At 73.6% G+C, this 16,258-nt stretch carries 13 protein-coding genes; 5 read left to right on the forward strand and 8 right to left on the reverse strand.

Going from position 1 to position 16,258, the window contains the following annotated elements:
• Positions 1-2: 2 nt before the first annotated feature.
• The 7 genes from denD to ACIBTU_RS07330 all read right to left on the reverse strand — a co-directional run bounded on the left by denD (position 3) and on the right by ACIBTU_RS07330 (position 9,643).
• Positions 3-1,055, reverse strand: coding sequence for a D-erythronate dehydrogenase (denD, locus tag ACIBTU_RS07300; protein WP_399124951.1), 1,053 nt, complete (start codon positions 1,053-1,055; stop codon positions 3-5).
• Complete coding sequence (otnI, locus tag ACIBTU_RS07305) at positions 1,052-1,870, reverse strand: 2-oxo-tetronate isomerase (RefSeq protein WP_399124953.1); 819 nt, start codon at positions 1,868-1,870, stop codon at positions 1,052-1,054. The genes denD and otnI overlap by 4 nt, the downstream gene beginning before the upstream one ends.
• 32 nt (positions 1,871-1,902) lie before the next feature.
• Positions 1,903-3,210: an MFS transporter gene (locus ACIBTU_RS07310; protein WP_399124954.1), complete on the reverse strand. Its 1,308-nt coding sequence runs from the start codon at positions 3,208-3,210 to the stop codon at positions 1,903-1,905.
• Positions 3,211-3,288: 78 nt separating this feature from the next.
• Complete coding sequence (locus tag ACIBTU_RS07315) at positions 3,289-3,975, reverse strand: aldolase (protein WP_399124955.1); 687 nt, start codon at positions 3,973-3,975, stop codon at positions 3,289-3,291.
• The gene (gene otnK / locus ACIBTU_RS07320; RefSeq protein WP_399124956.1) at positions 3,972-5,255 is read right to left on the reverse strand and encodes a 3-oxo-tetronate kinase; all 1,284 of its coding nucleotides are present in this window, start codon (positions 5,253-5,255) and stop codon (positions 3,972-3,974) included. Before otnK ends, ACIBTU_RS07315 begins: the two co-directional genes overlap by 4 nt.
• Position 5,256: 1 nt before the next feature.
• Positions 5,257-6,231, reverse strand: coding sequence for an L-threonate dehydrogenase (ltnD, locus tag ACIBTU_RS07325; RefSeq protein WP_399124957.1), 975 nt, complete (start codon positions 6,229-6,231; stop codon positions 5,257-5,259).
• 148 nt (positions 6,232-6,379) lie between these two features.
• Complete coding sequence (locus ACIBTU_RS07330; protein ID WP_399124958.1) at positions 6,380-9,643, reverse strand: AfsR/SARP family transcriptional regulator; 3,264 nt, start codon at positions 9,641-9,643, stop codon at positions 6,380-6,382.
• A gap of 130 nt (positions 9,644-9,773) precedes the next feature.
• Between ACIBTU_RS07330 and ACIBTU_RS07335 the strand changes: the two genes are divergently transcribed.
• The 3 genes from ACIBTU_RS07335 (at position 9,774) to ACIBTU_RS07345 (ending at position 13,046) form a co-directional block, all read left to right on the forward strand.
• On the forward strand, positions 9,774-10,484 hold the full coding sequence (locus tag ACIBTU_RS07335) for an SDR family NAD(P)-dependent oxidoreductase (RefSeq protein ID WP_399124959.1): 711 nt from the start codon (positions 9,774-9,776) through the stop codon (positions 10,482-10,484).
• A 75-nt stretch (positions 10,485-10,559) separates the two neighbouring features.
• Positions 10,560-11,837, forward strand: coding sequence for an MFS transporter (locus tag ACIBTU_RS07340; protein ID WP_399124960.1), 1,278 nt, complete (start codon positions 10,560-10,562; stop codon positions 11,835-11,837).
• Positions 11,838-11,894: 57 nt separating this feature from the next.
• Positions 11,895-13,046 carry an alkene reductase gene (locus ACIBTU_RS07345; RefSeq protein WP_399124961.1) on the forward strand — a complete coding sequence of 384 codons (1,152 nt, stop codon included), beginning with the start codon at positions 11,895-11,897 and terminating at the stop codon, positions 13,044-13,046.
• Here the strand turns inward: ACIBTU_RS07345 and ACIBTU_RS07350 are convergent.
• Positions 13,007-13,606, reverse strand: a complete 600-nt coding sequence (locus ACIBTU_RS07350) for a TetR/AcrR family transcriptional regulator (protein ID WP_399124963.1) — start codon at positions 13,604-13,606, stop codon at positions 13,007-13,009. The genes ACIBTU_RS07345 and ACIBTU_RS07350 overlap by 40 nt on opposite strands.
• A 212-nt stretch (positions 13,607-13,818) precedes the next feature.
• On the opposite strand from ACIBTU_RS07350, the gene ACIBTU_RS07355 reads away from it, so the two are divergent.
• Positions 13,819-15,282: an APC family permease gene (locus ACIBTU_RS07355; protein ID WP_399124964.1), complete on the forward strand. Its 1,464-nt coding sequence runs from the start codon at positions 13,819-13,821 to the stop codon at positions 15,280-15,282.
• Between the two features lie 56 nt (positions 15,283-15,338).
• Positions 15,339-16,214 carry a carbon-nitrogen hydrolase family protein gene (locus ACIBTU_RS07360; protein WP_399124965.1) on the forward strand — a complete coding sequence of 292 codons (876 nt, stop codon included), beginning with the start codon at positions 15,339-15,341 and terminating at the stop codon, positions 16,212-16,214.
• Positions 16,215-16,258: the final 44 nt, after the last annotated feature.

The following is a 16,258-nucleotide window of genomic DNA, read 5'->3' on the forward strand; positions in this document are numbered from 1 at the left end:
CTTCAGTCTATCGGCGCAGGTGCGGCCGCCCCCGCCGAGGCCGGGGCCCCGGCCGTCACCGCGTCCGCGTGGTCGGCCACGTACTGCCGCACCACCGAGGCGAAGTCGGGGTCGGGCGTCAGACCGAGCGCGGCGGCGCGCGCGTTGTCGAACGCGGCGGGCCAGGAGCCGACGATCGCCTCCACGGCCGGGGCCGGGGCGACCGTCACCAGATCGGCGACCGCGTCCCCCGCGACCTCGCGCAGGGTGGCGAGCATCTCGGCGACCGTGACCGTGAGCGCCGGCAGATTCACCGGGAGCCCGCCGGACAGCCGCCCGGGGCCTTCGCCGCGCTCGGCCTGGGCGACCCGCAGGATGCCCGCCACGGTGCGGCGCGGGGAGGCGAGGGCGACCCGCAGGCCGGGGCCGACCGGGCAGACCGCGGGAAGCCCGGCGAGCGGCTCGCGCACGATGCCGGACAGGAAGCCCGACGCGGCGGCGTTCGGCTTCCCCGGACGCACCGACACCGTCATCAGGCGGGTGACCCGCCCGTCGAGGAAGCCGCGCCGGGTGTACTCGGCGACGAGCTGCTCACAGATCCGCTTCTGCACGCCGTAGCTGGACTGCGGCGTCGGCAGCGTCGTCTCGTCGACGACAGCGGGAAGCGGGAGCGCCGCGTCGGAGCCGTACACGGCGACACTGCTGGCGAGGACCAGACGCACCGGGGGGCCGCCGGCCGCGGACTGGGCGCGGGCCGCTTCGAGCAGGGCGCGGGTCGTGTCCAGGTTGGCGCCCATGCCGAGGTCGAAGTCGGCCTCGCACTCGGCCGACACCGCCGCCGCGAGATGGAGGACCACGTCCACGGTCTCGGCGAACAGGTCGCCGAGGCGCTCGGTGAGATCGCCCCGGACGACCTCGACCAGCGGGTCGGCGGTCAGCGGCGAGGCGTCCGGGACGAACCGGTCGGCGAGGACGATCCGTTCGACGGGCCGGCCGTCGAACGTGCGCTGCTCCAGCAGGGCCTCGGCGACCTGGCGGCCCAGGAAGCCGAAGCCGCCCGTGATGACGATCCTCATGCGTTGTCCTTCAAAGAAGTGTGCGGAAACTCGGTACGCAGGTCGCGGAGCCAGCCGAGGCCCGCGCTCGTGCCGGCCTCGGGGAAGTACTCGCAGCCGATCCAGCCGTCGAAGCCCAAGTCGTCGATGACGGCACAGAGATGACGGAGATTCAGCTCGCCCCGGTCGGGCTCGTGACGGTCGGGGACGCCGGCGATCTGCAGATGGCCGACGCGGCCGGACGGCAGATCGCGGCGGAGCGTCGTGGTGAGGTCGCCCTCGACGATCTGGCAGTGGTACAGGTCGAGCTGCACCTTCAGATTGGGGGCGCCCACCTCCTGGACGACGGCGTGCGCGTCGGCCTGCCGGTTCAGGAAGTAGCCCGGGATGTCCCGGGTGTTGATGGGCTCGATCAGGATGTCGACCCCGGCGCTCGCCGCCTGCCGCGCGGCGTAGGCCAGGTTCGCGACATACGTGTCACGGTGCCGGGCCCGGTCGGCGTCCGGGGCGACCAGACCCGCCATCAGGTGTACACGCGGGCTGCCCAGCGCGACCGCGTACTCCAGCGCCCGGTCGACGCCCTCGCGCACCTCCGCCTCCCGGCCGGGCAGCGCGGCGAGACCGCGCTCGCCGTGCTCCCAGTCGCCGGGCGGGGCGTTGAACAGCACCTGGCGCAGTTCGTGGGTGTCGAGGCGGGCGCGGAGCTCGGCGGCCTCGTAGGCGTACGGGAAGAGGTACTCGACGGCGTCGAAGCCGTCCGCCGAGGCCGCGGCGAAGCGGTCCGGGAAGTCGTGCTCCGGGTACAGCGTCGACAGGTTCGCTGCGAACCTCGGCATGGGTGGCTCCTAGGGGTCGGGCGGTGCGGGCGTCAGCGGTTGACGACGCTCTTCTTCGTGGTGAGGACGGCCGCGGCGCCGATGACGAGAGCCAGGGCCAGTACGTACATCGGTATCGCCGTCGAACCGGTCGAGTCCTTCAGCGCGCCGATCATGTACGGGCTGACGAAACCGGCGAGATTGCCGACCGAGTTGATCGCGGCGAGGCCCGCGGCGGCCGCCGTGCCGCCGAGGAACGCGGTCGGCAGCGACCAGAACAGCGGGGCGCAGGTGAGGACACCGGCCGCGGCGATCGACAGGGCGACCAGGGAAAGTGCCGTCGATCCGGTCCAGCTCGCCGCCATCGAGAAGCCGGCGGCGCCCATGAGCGAGGGGACGACCAGGTGCCAGCGCCGCTCACGGCGCTTGTCGGCCGAGAAGCCGAACAGGTTCATGGCGACGAGCGCGGCCACGTACGGGACGGCGCTCAGCACACCGATCGCGAGGGCGCCCTCGATGCCGGTGGACTCGACGAACGTGGGCATCCAGAACGTCAGCGCGTACTGGCCCATCACGAAGCAGAAGTAGATGAGGCACATCAGCCACACCTTGCCGTCGCGGAAGGCGTCGAGGGCGCGGCCGTGGACGCTGTGGCGCTCGGCGTCGGTCGCGACGGCCCGCTCGACGACGTCCTTCTCCTCGTCGGTGAGCCACTTGGCGTCCCGCACGCCGTTGTCGAGCCAGAACAGCGTGACGACACCGATGATGACGGCGGGGACCGCCTCCACCAGGAACAGCCACTGCCAGCCGTCCCAGCCGCCCAGGCCGTGGAACACGTCCATGATCCAGCCGGAGAGCGGGTTGCCGAAGATGCCGGCCACGGGGATCGCGGACATGAACAGCGCGATGACGCGGGCCCGGCGCTGGGAGGGGAACCAGTACGTGCAGTACAGGATGACGCCCGGGTAGAAGCCGGCCTCGGCGGCGCCGAGCAGGAAGCGGAGCACGTAGAACGTGGTCTCGTTCGAGACGAACACGAACGCCGCGGACACCACACCCCAGCTGATCATGATGCGGGCGATCCAGGTGCGGGCGCCCACGCGTTGCAGCAGCAGGTTCGAGGGCACCTCGAAGAGGAAGTAGCCGATGAAGAACAGGCCGGCGCCGAGGCCGTAGGCCGCCTCGCTGAAGCCGAGGTCCGCGGACATCTGGAGCTTGGCGAAGCCGACGTTGACGCGGTCCAGGTACGAGACGACGTAACACAGCATCAGGAAGGGGACGATGCGGCGGACCACTTTGCGGAACACGGCGTTCTCACGCGCCAGTTCGGGGGTGGTCTCCGTGGGCACGGTCGTGGGCATGAGGAGCACTTCCTTGTGCGGCTCGGTGGGAACGAGCGGACGGGGACGGCCGGCCGGGGGACGGGCCGGGCGGGAAGGTCACCAGGCGGCGCCGAAGGTCTCTCTCAGTTCGGCGACGGCGTGGTCGGGGAGCGGCTCGGGCGTGCGCGGGGTGGTGAGCCAGAGCCGGGCCGTCTCCTCGAGTTCTTCGAGGACGGCGAGCGCGGAGGCGGCGTCCGGGCCCCAGACGACGGGGCCGAGACGGTCGAGCAGCACGGCCCTGATGGGGGTGCCCTCGGCGGCGCGGGCGGCGATCCGCTCGGTCACCAGGTCGGCGACGCGCGGATCGCCGGGCCGGTGGTAGGGGACGAGCGGGACGTGCCCGACCTTCATGACGTAGTACGGGGTGATCGGCGGCAGGACGTCGTCCGGCCGCCACACACCGGCCAGGGTGAGCGCGACCAGGTGCGTGGAATGGGTGTGCAGGACGAAGCGGGCCGTGGGGTCGGCCGCGTAGATCCGGCGGTGCAGGGTGAGCGTCTTGCTGGCCCGGTCGCCCGCGAGCTGCCGCCCGTCGGCGTCGACCAGGGCGAGGCGGTCGGCGTCGAGGAAGCCGAGGGCCGCGTCGGTCGGGGTGATCAGGTGCCCGCGGTCGTCGTCGAGCCGCGCGCTGATGTTGCCCGCGCTGGCGTGCACGTAGCCGCGGGCGAACAGGCTGCCGCCCACGCGGACGATCTCGGCGCGCGCGGCGTCGGTCGCGGGGTCCTGGGATCGGGGGAGCGTCATACGACGACCTCGTCGAGCAGGGTGAACGCCGAGGTGAAGAAGTCCGGGCCGCCGAAGTTCCCCGACTTGAGCGTGATGTGCAGCGTGCCGGAGCCGTCCGGCAGCGGCGCCGCGCACCAGGGCACACCCGGGTCGATCTGCGGACCGATGCGCAGTTCGGTCAGGCCGAGGGCCTGGATGACCGCGCCGGAGGTCTCGCCGCCGGCGACGACGAGCCGGCGCACGCCGCGCTCGACCAGGCCCTGGGCGACGCGCGCGAGCGTGCCCTCGACCAGCGCTCCGGCGTCGGCCGCGCCGAGCTCGGCCTGCACGGCCCGTACGGTGTCGGGCGACTCGGTCGAGTACACGAGGACGGGCCCTTCGGGCAGATGTTGTTCGGCGAAGGCGAGGGCCTCGGCGGCGACGTCCTCGCCCGCGGCGATCCGCAGCGGATCCACGCTGAACGCGGGCCGCCCCGTGGCCAGGAATGCCCGCACCTGCCCGTTCGTGGCGGCGGACACCGAACCGGCGACGACCGCCGCGTGCCCGGAGGCCTTCGGCAGCCGGGCGGCGTCCGGCGAGGGCTCGACACCCCAGTTCGCGGGCAGGCCGATGGCCAGCCCCGAACCCGCGGTCACCAGGGGCAGGTCCGCGACGGCGGCGCCCAGGCGCAGCAGGTCCTCGTTCGAGACCGCGTCGACGATCGCGGCCCCGACGCCGTCCTTGCGCAGCGCGTCGATCCGGGCGGCGATCGCCTCGGGTCCGGCGGCGACGACCGTGTGGTCGACGAGCCCGACCGGCCGGCGCATCTGGGCCCCCAGCACGGACACCAGGTTCGAGTCCGTCATCGGGGTGAGCGGATGGTGCCGCATTCCGCTCTCGCCGAGGAGCACGTCACCGACGAAGAGATGGCCCTTGAAGACCGTGCGCCCGTTGTCGGGGAAGGCGGGCGTCGCCACGGTGAAGTCCGTGCCGAGCGCGTCCAGCAGGGCTTCGGTGACCGGGCCGATGTTCCCGGCCGGTGTCGAGTCGAAGGTCGAGCAGTACTTGAAGTAGATCTGCCCGGCACCCGCCGAGCGCAGCCACGCGAGGGCGCGCAGCGAGGCGTCGACGGCCTCGGCCGCCGGTACGGTGCGCGACTTGAGAGCGATGACGACCGCGTCCGCGTCGTCCGGCGCGCTCCCGCCGTCCTGTGGTACGTCGACGAGCTGGACCACGCGCAGGCCCGCGCGCACCAGGTTGTTGGCGAGGTCGGTGGCGCCGGTGAAGTCGTCGGCGATGCATCCGAGGCGCAGGGCCATGTCAGTTCTCCTCCTGCGGTGCGGTCTTCGCCGCGGGCAGCTCGATGCCGGGGAAGATCTTGATGACGGCGCTGTCGTCCTCGCCGCCCAGGCCGGACGCGGAGGCCTGCAGGAACATCTGGTGGGCGGTGGCCGACAGAGGCAGCGGGAACTTCTCGGGCCGGGCCGCGTCCAGGACGAGTCCGAGGTCCTTGACGAAGATGTCGACGGCGGACAGCGGCGTGTAGTCCCCGGCCAGCACGTGCGCCATCCGGTTCTCGAACATCCACGAGTTGCCCGCGCTGTGCGTGATCACCTCGTACAGCGCCTCGGCCGGCACCCCGGACCTGATGCCGAGCGCCATCGCCTCCGCCGCGGCGGCGATGTGCACGCCCGCGAGCAGCTGGTTCACGATCTTCACCTTGGAGCCGAGCCCGGCCCGGTCGCCGAGCCGGTAGACGGTGGCGCTCATCGCGTCGAGCACCGGACCGGCGAGCGCGTACGCCTCCGGGCCGCCGGACGTCATCATGGTCAGCTCGCCGGACGCGGCCCGCGCGGCGCCGCCCGAGATCGGGGCGTCCAGGTAGCGGACCCCGGACGCGACAAGGCGCTTCTCGAGCGCGGCGGAGAAGGCCGGGTCGACGGTGGAGCACATGACGTACACGGAACCCGGCCGCAGCCGCTCCGCGGCGCCGCCCGCGCCCTCGCCGCCCGCGCCGTCACCGAACAGCACCGCCTCGACCTGCGCCGCGTTGACCACGACACCGACCAGGACGTCGACCTCGGCCGCCAGCTCGCCGGCGGAGGCGTACGCGGTGCCGCCGTCGCGGGCGAACTCCGCGGCCACGTCGGCGCGCAGGTCGTGGACCCCGACGGAGAATCCCGCCGTGCGCAGGCTGCGGGCCATGCCGAGGCCCATGGCGCCGAGACCGATGACGCCGACACGGGTCGGAGGTGCCGTCGGCGCTGTCGGTGCCGGGTGTTCCTGGTCGTTCATGCGGGGGTACCTGCCTCTGTTCCTGCCGCTGCGCAGCCACTGTCCGTCCATCAGCAGGTCATATGATGACCTGCGCGCGACGACGAGTACAGAGTGATGCCGGTCACATTGGGGGCGTGGGTGTCGCCTCGCGCTTCCGGGGGAGCGGTCAGCCCGCCGTCGGCGTCCGTCCGAGCTCGGCGGCCTCCTGTGGCGTCATGCCGGTGCCACGCTCGAACGCCGTACGGAACACCTTCTCGCCCAGCGCGGCCGTCGCGCGGGCCGTGATCCGGTCGACGTCGCAGCGCTCCGCCGCGGGGAGCGGGGCGCCCACACCGCGCCGCGCGGCATCGGCGGCGCCCAGCAGCAATGCGGCTCGGGTCGGACCGTCGGTGCCGGGCGCCAGGGACTCCGCCCCCGCCAGGCCTTCGAGCGACAGGGCGAAGGCGCGCGGCTCGGCCAGGCCGAAGGCGGCATCGAGGCCCTTCAGGTGGCGGGTGAGGGCCGCCTCGCGGTCGCCGCGCAGCTCGGCGACGAAGCCGAGCTCGGCATGGCGCAGGTGGTCTCCGGCCGGTGACGCGAAGCGCTCCAGCATGCCGAACAGCCGTGACTCGGCCTCGTCGAGGGCGCCGGAGCGGCGTGCGCCCAGCGCGAGTCCGGTCTCGGCGGCTGCCTGGCCGAACCGGTAGCCCTGGGAGACGGTCAACTCCCGGGCCCGCTCGTGGAGTTCGGCGGCACGCGGCCAGTCTCCGGCGAGCAGGGCGAGCCGGCCGAGCCCGGAGAGCCGTGCGGCCACCTCGGCGTGGAGCCCGAGCTCCTCGGCGAGCTTCAGCCCCTCGCGCTGACGATGCCCGGCGGCCGCGTAGTCGCCCATGATCTGCGCGTGCGCCGCCAGAGGCGCGACGGTCTGCACCTCGCCCCAGCGGTCGCCGAGTTCGCGGAACGCGGTGGCGGCGAGCGTGCCGTCCCGGTCGAGCGCGGACAGATCGCCGGTGAACAGCCCGTGCATCGCGCGCAGGGCGAGCCCGGCGGCGACGCCCCAGCGGTCCCCATGCGCCTCGAACAGCTCCACCGCCGCGTCGTTCGACGCCGCGCTCGCGGCCATGTCGTTCGCGCTGAACTCCCCGTACGCGCACAGCCACAGGGCCCGGCCGCGCCGCACCGGATCCGGCACGCCGTCGGCGGCGCCCTCGACCGGCGCGACCTCCGCTCCGGTCATGCGAGCGAACGCGTGGTGCAGCAGGGCGAGTTCGGAGTCGTCCGGGTCGGCCTCGCGGGCGGCTTCGAGGCGGCGTACGGCCTCGGTGAGGCGGCCGCGCAGCAGCCGCCACCAGCACAGGGACCGGGTGAGCCGGGCCGCGACGGACGGCTCGGGCCGGGCGAGCGCCTCGTCCAGGGCGGCGCGCAGATTGGCCGACTCGGCGTCGAGCACGGCCAGCCACCGCTGCTGGTCCGCGCCGCGCAGCCGCCCGTCCGCCTCCTCGGCGAGCGCCAGGTAGTACCTGAGGTGCCGGTCCCGGGTCCCGGCCGTGTCCGCCATCTCGTCCAGCCGGTCGGCGGCGTAGGCGGCCACCGTCTCCAGCAGCCGGTACCGCACACCCGTCGGGCCCGCGACGACAGCGACCAGCGACCGGTCGACGAGCCGCGTCAACAGGTCCAGGACCTCCGCCTCCTCGACCCCGCCGCCCGCGCACACCGCCTCGGCCGCGCCGAGGGTGCAGCCGTCGCGGTGCACGGCCAGCCGGCGCAGCACGATGCGCTCCGGAGCGCCGAGCAGCTCCCAGCTCCAGTCGATCACGGCACGGAGGGTGCGCTGACGGGCGGGCGCGTCCCGGCGGCCCGAGGTCAGCAGCCCGAACCGGTCGCCGAGCCGGTCCGCGAGGCCCCGCACCCCGAGCGTCCGCACGCGTGGCGCGGCCAGCTCCAGTGCGAGGGGAATCCCGTCCAGCCGTGCGCACACCTCCGCCACCGCGGCCAGGTCCTCGTCGCCCTCGGCGGGTCCGAACCCCGGAGCGGCCGCGGTCGCCCGCGCCACGAACAGCGCCTGGGCGTCGGCCGGTTCGAGCGGCTCGACGAGCACGACGGCCTCACCGGCCACCGCGAGCGGCTCCTGACTCGTCGCCAGGATCCGAAGGCGGGGCGCCGAGCGCAGCAGCTGGGCCGTCAACTCCGCCACGGAGTCCACGACATGCTCGCAGTTGTCCAGGACGAGGAGGACGGGGCGCTCGCGCAGCGCCTGGACGAGGCGTTCGACGGGCGCCGACGGGGCGCCGAGGCGCGGGGATCCGGTGGGGGAGTCGTCGCGGATGCCGAGGACGGCGGCGACCTCGGCCGCGAGCTCGGCGGCATCGCCGTGCCGTCCCGCGAGTTCGACGATCCAGGCGCTGTCGGGCCGGTGGGCGCAGGCGCTGTCCGTCCTGCGTCGTGCGGCGGCGATCGAGAGTCGGGTCTTGCCTACGCCTCCCGGGCCGGTCAGCGTCACCAGGCGGGCGTCGTCCATCAGGCGGGTGACGTGGTCGAGTGCCGCGTCGCGTCCGATCAGCGGGGTGAGGTCCGGGGGGAGGTTGGAGGGGACGGCGGCGCGGGAGGAGGGCCGGTCACCCTGGGTCGTGTGAGTGTCGTGTCGCGGTGCCGGGCCGGTGTCTGATGCCAGGGTGCCTTCCGGTGATCGCCCGGGCTCCTCCAGCGACCGGTCCTGCCGCAGGATCGCCTCGTACAGTCCGGCGAGCGCCGGGCTCGGGTCGAGCCCGAGCTCCTCCGCGAGCCGGCCGCGCAGCTCGGTGTACGAGGCGAGTGCCTCGCTCTGCCGCCCCGCCCGGTACAGGGCCCTCATCTGCGCGGCCCGGAGCCGTTCGCGCAGCGGATGCCGGTCCACCAAGGCCGCCAACTCGCCTGCCAGGAGCGGGTCGTCGCCCGACTCCAGCCGCGCTTCGGCGTGCTCCTCCAGTACGGCGACGCGTTGCTCGTCGAGCTGGTGGGCGGCAGTCCGGGCGAACTCCTCGTCGGCGAAGTCCGCGTACGCGGGCCCGCGCCACAGCTCCAGCGCGGCCGCCAGCCGGGCGGCCCGTTCCCCGGGGTCGGTGACGGCGCGGGCCTCGGCGGCCAGGGTCAGGAACCGGGTGGCGTCCACCTCGTCGGGCTCCGCGCCGCCGTCGGCCGTGGCGAGCGCCAAGCGGTAGCCCGCGCCCTGCCGCGGGACGCGGTCCCGGCCGAGGGCCCGGCGCAGCTGAGACACCTTCGCCTGAAGGGCGTTGGCCGGACGGCCGGGCGGCTCGTCGCCCCACAGGTCGTCGACCAGCCGGTCCGCCGAGGCCACCCGCCCCTCCCGGACGAGGAGCGCGGCCAGCAGCGCGCGGACCTTCGCCTCGGGAACCTTCACCGGTTCGCCCGAGGCGTCCCGCACCACCAGTGGACCCAGCACCCCGTAACGCATACCGGAACGCTACACAGCGTGCCGCGAGGCACCGTCAGCGGATCATCAGCCGACCCGAAGCGCCCTCGGCCAGAGTCGTTACCGCCGGAAAGGGCGGCACCACCGAGCAGGGCGAAGGGAGCGGACCACCATGCCGAAGCACACGGGCCGGAAGGCGATCGTCGTCGGCGGCGCCACGAGGGTCGGTCTCGCGATCGCCAAGCGCCTCGTCGAGGGCGGCGCCCACGTGCTGCTGATCCAGGACCGGAGGAACGAAGTCCCGGACGCCGTCGCACAGTTGGGGCGCTCCGCGGCCGTCACCCTCTGCGAGCTGTCCGCCGAGGCGCTGATGGAGGCCGCCGCGACGCACACCTTCGGCGCGGTCGACATGCTGTTCGTCGACGCCGAGCCGGAACCCGGCACCGCCGGCCCCGTCGCGTACGCCGTCGCCGTCCGGGCCCTGGCCCCGCTGGTCACCGACGACGGCGCCATGGTCCTCACCACGACGTCGCTGGACCGCTGCCTGCCCGGCATGCCGGACGCGGGCGCGCACGCCACCTCCGCGGCCGCCACCCGAACCTTCGCCCGGACGCTCGCGGTCGAACTCGCTCCGCGCGGCGTCCGCGTGAACACCGTCGCGCCCGGCGCCATCGACACCACCGCCCACGACGACACCCGAGCGCCACGGTCGGCCACGGCGTCGCCGCCCCTCGGCCGGCGCGGTTCCGTCGACGACGTCGCCCGGGCCGCGCTCTTCCTGGCCGCCGACGCCACGTTCACCACCGGCACCGTGCTCAGCGTCGACGGCGGACTCGGCTGCGCCGACCGCCGGCGGCGCGCGTGTCCGGAGCCCGAGCACTGAGCCCGACCCCGCTACCGGCCCACCTACTTCGAACCCGCCGCGCCTTCACTCACCAGCAGAACTGGACGCCTCGCCATGCCCTCCCCCGAGTCCACAACCTCTCCCGAATCCACAACGTCCGCCGAATCCACGGCAACTGTGGGTGCGCCTGAGTCACCGCACCGGACAGCGCCGCCGTCCCCCGGCACCGGCCGACTCCCACTGCCCGCACTGCTCGCCCTGGCCACCGCCGTCTTCATCACCAGCCTCACCGAGACCCTCCCCGCCGGGCTCCTGCCCGCGATGAGCACCGACCTCGGCGTCGGCGAGCCGGCGGCCGGACAGACCGTGACCGTCTACGCCGTCGGTACCGCGCTCACCGCCATCCCGCTCGCCGCCGCCACCGCCCGCTGGTCGCGCAAGCGCCTGCTGCTCGCCTCGATGGCCGGGTTCGCCGCGGCCAACACGGTCACCGCCCTGTCGTCGGCGTACGCACTGACCATGTCGGCCCGGTTCGTCGCCGGTGTCGCCGCCGGACTCGCCTGGGCGCTGCTCGCCGGGTACGCCCGGCACCTGGCGCCGCCGCGCCTCGAAGGCCGGGCCGTCGCCGTGGCGATGGCGGGCATCCCCGTCGCGCTGTCGCTCGGCGTCCCGGCCGGGACGTTCCTCGGACAGGTCGTGAACTGGCAGACCGCGTTCCTCGTCATGACCGGACTGACGCTGCTGCTGCTCGCCTGGATCGCCGCCCTCGTCCCCGACCAGCCGGGCCGGGAGCGCTCCGCGGGCACACCCGTGCGGGCCGCGCTCCAGGTGCCCGGCGTGCTGCCGGTGCTGACCGTCACCCTCGTCTTCGTCCTGGCACACACGATCCTCTACACGTACATCGCCACCCTCCTAGGCGACCTCGGCCTCGCCGACGCCACCGACACCGTGGTGCTCGTCTTCGGCGCCGCCTCACTGCTCTCGATCTGGCTCGTGGGCGCGCTCATCCACCGCGGGCTGCGGACCCTCACCGTCCTCAGCACCCTCCTCGTCGCGGCCGCCGCCACCGCTCTCGCCCTGGGTACGGACAGCACCCCGGTCGTCTATGTCGCCGCCGCGCTGTGGGGACTCGGCTGGGGCGGCGTGCCGACCCTGTTGCAGACCGCCGCCGGAGACGCGGCGGGGGACGCCGCCGACGCCGTACAGGCCGCGCTGGTCACGCTCTGGAACGCGGCGATGGCCGCCGGCGGGCTGATCGGCGGACTGCTCCTCGACCTGTTCGGCGCGCAGTCCTTCGCCTGGAGCGCCCTGGCCCTGCTGATCCCGGTCCTCGCGGTCGTCCTGGCCGCCCGGGCCCACGGATTCCCGTCCGCCCAGCACCGCACGGCCTGAACTCCCGTCCCGGACAGACCACTTCCCCCTCGTACTCGGAACCCGAAAGGCACCACCATGACCACGCGCACCCTCTTCGAAGCCACCCGTCTCGGCGCCCTCGACCTGCCCAACCGCCTCGTGATGGCCCCCATGACCCGTAACCGCGCCGCCGCCGACGGCACGCCGACCCCGATCATGAGCGAGTACTACGCCCAGCGGGCCGGCGCCGGGCTGATCATCGCCGAGGCCACCACCCCGAACGCGGTCGGCGCGACCTACCCCGACATCCCGGCGATCTACGACGACCGGCACGTCCAGGGCTGGAAGTCGGTCACCGGCGCGGTGCGCGAGGCCGGCGGACGGATGTTCCTGCAGCTCCAGCACGGCGGCCGGATCGGGCACCCGGAGACCAGCGGCCACCACCCCGTGGCACCGTCCCCGGTCCCGTTCCCCGACCCGATGCACACCCCGTCCGGCTCGCGGCCCCCGGTCGTGCCGCGCGAGATGACGGTCGACGAGATCCACGCCACCGTCGAGGACTTCGCGAACGCCGCGCGCCGCGCGGTCGCCGCCGGATTCGCCGGCGTCGAGGTGCACGCCGCGAACGGCTACCTGCTCCACCAGTTCCTCGGCCAGGACACCAACCGGCGCACCGACGCCTACGGCGGCCCCGTCGCCCACCGCATCCGGTTCACCGTCGAGGTCGTCCGCGCCGTCGTCGACGCGATCGGCGCCGAGCGGGTCGGTGTGCGCATCGCGCCCGGTGTCACCGCGAACGCCATGGCCGAGGGCGACACCGAGGCCATCTACCCGGATCTCGTCGCCGCCCTCGCCGAGATCGCCCCGGCCTACCTGCACATCGTCTTCGCCGACCCGGACCAGCCCCTGTTCCACGAGCTCCGCGCGGCCTGGCCCGGCACCCTCGTCGCCAACCCCGTCCTCGGCTGGGGCGGCCCCCTCCCCGAGGACGGCGGAAAGGCCGCCGGCGAACGGCTTCTCGCCGCGGGCGCCGACCTGATCGCCCTCGGCCGCCCGTTCCTCGCCAATCCGGACCTGGTCCACCGCCTGCGCACCGGCGCCCCCGTCAACCAGGTCCGCGACCACGGACTGATGTACACGGGCGGCCCCGACGGCTACACCGACTACCCGACGCTGGACGACATCCAGGACACGGCCCCCTCGAGGGATCAGGTGCCGAGCACGCACCCGGTGGTGGCACGGGCGTAGGCGTACAGCGCCTGGACGACCTCCGCGTGGGTGCGGCGGCCCGAGAGGACGTCCATCTGGTAGCCGTCCTCCATCGCCAGCAGGTTCGCGGCGACCAGGCGCGGCGGGTCGGTGAGCGTGAAGTGGCCCTGGGCGGCGCCGAGGACGAGCACCGCCTGGTACACGGCCACCTGACGCTCGCTCAGCGCGCTGTCGAGGGCGGCCGCCTTGGGGTCCCGCAGCGTCCGCGGCCAGTACTCGAACAGCAGCCGGGGGAGCCGGTCGTCGGGCCCGTCCGCGACCCCGGAGGCGATGCAGGTGCGCAGGCGCTCCCGGGCGTCCTCGTGCCGCTCGGCCGCCTCCTCACGATCGCGGCAGAACCGCTCGATGGCCTGCTGGAACGTCTCGTACATCAGCGCGTCGAGGTCGTCGTAGTAGTAGAGGACCGCGGCAGGCGTGACACCGGCCGCCTCCGCCACGTCCCGCAGCCGCAGGCCCTCGAGGCCGCGGCTGAGCAGGGCGTGCGCGGCGGCCTCGCCCAGCTGGGCCCGCCGTCCGTCCTGGTCCTTGCGTCGTGCCACCGGCTCCCGGCTCCCTCGCTCGTCCCTCACTCCAGCGACTCATTCGCTGAAGCACTCGCAAAAGATACCTCCCGTGATGTTGACGGCTCCAGCGGCGTTTCGTTAAATCTGCGTTTAGCGAATGAGAGGCCCTGATCCTGATCTCTGATCCCTGATCGGAAAGGGCCCGTCCGCTTCCCTCGCCCTGCCCAGCTGTCCTGCCGGAGGTCGTCATGACTGTGCAATCCCCGCCCTCGAAGGGGCTGCGCGACGGATCGGTCGGGCTGCTCGCCACCGTCGCGCTCGGCCTCGCCTCGGTCGCGCCGGCGTACAGCATCGCCGTGACGCTCGGTCTGGTGACCCTCGTGATCGGCGACCTGGCACCGGCCGCGCTGCTGCTCGGTTTCGTCCCGATCCTCCTGACGGCCTTCGCCTTCCGCGAGCTGAACCGGGAGATGCCGGACTGCGGGACGACGTTCGTGTGGAACACCCGCGTGTTCGGCCCGGCCGTCGGCTGGATCGCGGGCGGCTGGACCGTCCTGTTCGCGACCGTCGTCGCGATGACCGCGCTCGCCGAGGTCGGCGCCTCCGCCCTCCTCGGCCTCGTCGGAGTCTCCGACAGCACCACCGCCGTCACCGCCGTGGCGGTCGCGCTGATCGCCCTGAGTACTTCGGTCGCCTACCGAGGCGTTCAGCTGGCCGCCCACATCCAGTACGTCATGCTCGGCCTGCAACTGCTCGCCCTGTTCGCCTTCGGCACGGCGGCCCTGACCCACGAGGGCGCGGCCGGGGTCTCGCTCGCCTGGCTGAACCCCTTCGCCGTCGGCGGCTTCGGCCCGTTCGCCGAGGCCGTGCTGCTCTGCCTGTTCATCTACTGGGGCTGGGACGCGCTGATCACGTTCAACGAGGAGTCCGTCGACAGCGCCCGCACGCCGGGCCGGGCGGCCCTCGTGTCCACCCTCGTCCTGCTGGTCACCTACCTGTTCACGGCCTTCGCGACCGTCTCCTTCGCCGGAACGGGCAGCGCGGGCCACCGCCTCGCCGACCCGGACACGGCGGCCGACGTGCTCACCGGCCTGGCGCCCGCCGTCCTCGGCGACACCTTCGCCAAGGTGGTCCAGCTCGCGATCGCCGTCTCCGCCGTCGGGGCGCTGCTGACCTGCTCCACCTCCACCCCGCGCACCACGCTGTCGATGAGCGCGCACGGAGCCCTCCCGGCCGCGTTCGCCCGCATCCACCCGCGCCACCGCACCCCGGCCTTCGGCACGGTCTTCTTCGGTGTCGTGGCGGCCGGATTCCTCGTCCTGCTCACCCTGTTGTCCGCCGACTTCCTCGCCGACGCCGTCCTCTCCATCGGCCTGCTCATCGCCTTCTACTACGGCGTCACCGGCCTCGCCTGCGCCTGGCACTTCCGCCGCGACCTCACCCGCTCGGCGCGCGACGCGCTCCTGAAGGGCGTCTTCCCGGCGCTCGGCGGCCTGATGATGCTCGCGGCCTTCGCCCGCAGCGCCTACGACATGGCCGACCCCGCCTACGGATCCACCCGACTCGGCGGCATCGGCGGCGTGTTCCTCCTCGGCGTCGGCTCGATCGTCCTGGGCGCCGTCGTGATGGTCTGCGTCGTCCGCCCCCGCCACGCGGGCTTCTTCCGCGGCGGCCGTACGGCCGTGACCCGCGTCTCCGTCACCGACCACTGACCCGGCCGGTCCCGAACCGCGGGCACGGCAACCGAAAGAAGAGAACCCTGAGCACCATGCGCACCCTCACGATCGCAGCAGTCCAGACCACGCCTGTCCCGTACGACCCGGAAGCCACCTGGGAGCGATTCAGCGACCGCGTGCGCGCCGTGCGCGACACCTTCCCGCACGTCCAACTCGTCGTCGTGCCCGAACTGTTCCTCGCCGCCGAAGCACCCCTGCTGCAGGCCCGCCCCGACTGGGCCCGGCAGAACGCCGTCACCGTCCCGGGCCCGCTCACCGACCGGATCTGCGCCCTCGCCCGCGAGACCGGCCTGTGGCTGGTCCCCGGCACCCTGTACGAGCAGAACCCCGGCGGCGACCCGTACAACACGGCCCTCGCGATCTCACCGGCCGGTGAGATCGCCGCCCGCTACCGCAAGGTCTTCCCCTGGCAGCCCTACGAACAGACCACCCCCGGCAGCGAGTTCGTCGTCTTCGACCTGCCCGGAATCGGCCGCGCCGGGCTCGCCATCTGCTACGACGGATCCTTCCCCGAGACCGCCCGGCAACTGGCCTGGCTCGGCGCCGAGGTCATCATCCAGCCCACCCTGACCACCACCCGCGACCGCGAGATGGAACTCGTCTGCGCCCGCGCCAACGCCTGGACCAACCAGGTCTACGTCGTGAACCTGAACGCCGCCGACCCCGCCGGCGTCGGCGCGAGCACGATCGTCGACCCCGAAGGCATCGTCCGCCAGCAGGCCGGCCCCGGTGAGGAGGCCCTCGTCGACGTCCTCGACCTGGACGCCGTGACCCGGGTGCGCACCCACGGCTCGGCGGGCCTGAACCGCCCCTGGGCCCAACTCGCCCGCCACGGCCAGGACATCCACCTGCCGATGTACGGCTCCACCTTCCAGCCGGCACCTGCTCCGCTGCCGCCGGCGCGTTAGCCGCGGACGGGGCGGGGCGGGGTGGTCGGCGCGCGACCGGGCGC

It is taken from the genome of Streptomyces sp. NPDC050145 (assembly GCF_044460245.1).
In the GTDB taxonomy this organism is placed as follows: domain Bacteria; phylum Actinomycetota; class Actinomycetes; order Streptomycetales; family Streptomycetaceae; genus Streptomyces.

Bases quoted from the DNA above. Each gene is read 5' to 3' on its own strand.
- denD (WP_399124951.1), bottom strand. From the start codon at position 1,055: ATGAGGATCGTCATCACGGGCGGCTTCGGCTTCCTGGGCCGCCAGGTC.
- otnI (WP_399124953.1), bottom strand. From the start codon at position 1,870: ATGCCGAGGTTCGCAGCGAACCTGTCGACGCTGTACCCGGAGCACGAC.
- ACIBTU_RS07310 (WP_399124954.1), bottom strand. From the start codon at position 3,210: ATGCCCACGACCGTGCCCACGGAGACCACCCCCGAACTGGCGCGTGAG.
- ACIBTU_RS07315 (WP_399124955.1), bottom strand. From the start codon at position 3,975: ATGACGCTCCCCCGATCCCAGGACCCCGCGACCGACGCCGCGCGCGCC.
- otnK (WP_399124956.1), bottom strand. From the start codon at position 5,255: ATGGCCCTGCGCCTCGGATGCATCGCCGACGACTTCACCGGCGCCACC.
- ltnD (WP_399124957.1), bottom strand. From the start codon at position 6,231: ATGAACGACCAGGAACACCCGGCACCGACAGCGCCGACGGCACCTCCG.
- ACIBTU_RS07330 (WP_399124958.1), bottom strand. From the start codon at position 9,643: ATGCGTTACGGGGTGCTGGGTCCACTGGTGGTGCGGGACGCCTCGGGC.
- ACIBTU_RS07335 (WP_399124959.1), top strand. From the start codon at position 9,774: ATGCCGAAGCACACGGGCCGGAAGGCGATCGTCGTCGGCGGCGCCACG.
- ACIBTU_RS07340 (WP_399124960.1), top strand. From the start codon at position 10,560: ATGCCCTCCCCCGAGTCCACAACCTCTCCCGAATCCACAACGTCCGCC.
- ACIBTU_RS07345 (WP_399124961.1), top strand. From the start codon at position 11,895: ATGACCACGCGCACCCTCTTCGAAGCCACCCGTCTCGGCGCCCTCGAC.
- ACIBTU_RS07355 (WP_399124964.1), top strand. From the start codon at position 13,819: ATGACTGTGCAATCCCCGCCCTCGAAGGGGCTGCGCGACGGATCGGTC.
- ACIBTU_RS07360 (WP_399124965.1), top strand. From the start codon at position 15,339: ATGCGCACCCTCACGATCGCAGCAGTCCAGACCACGCCTGTCCCGTAC.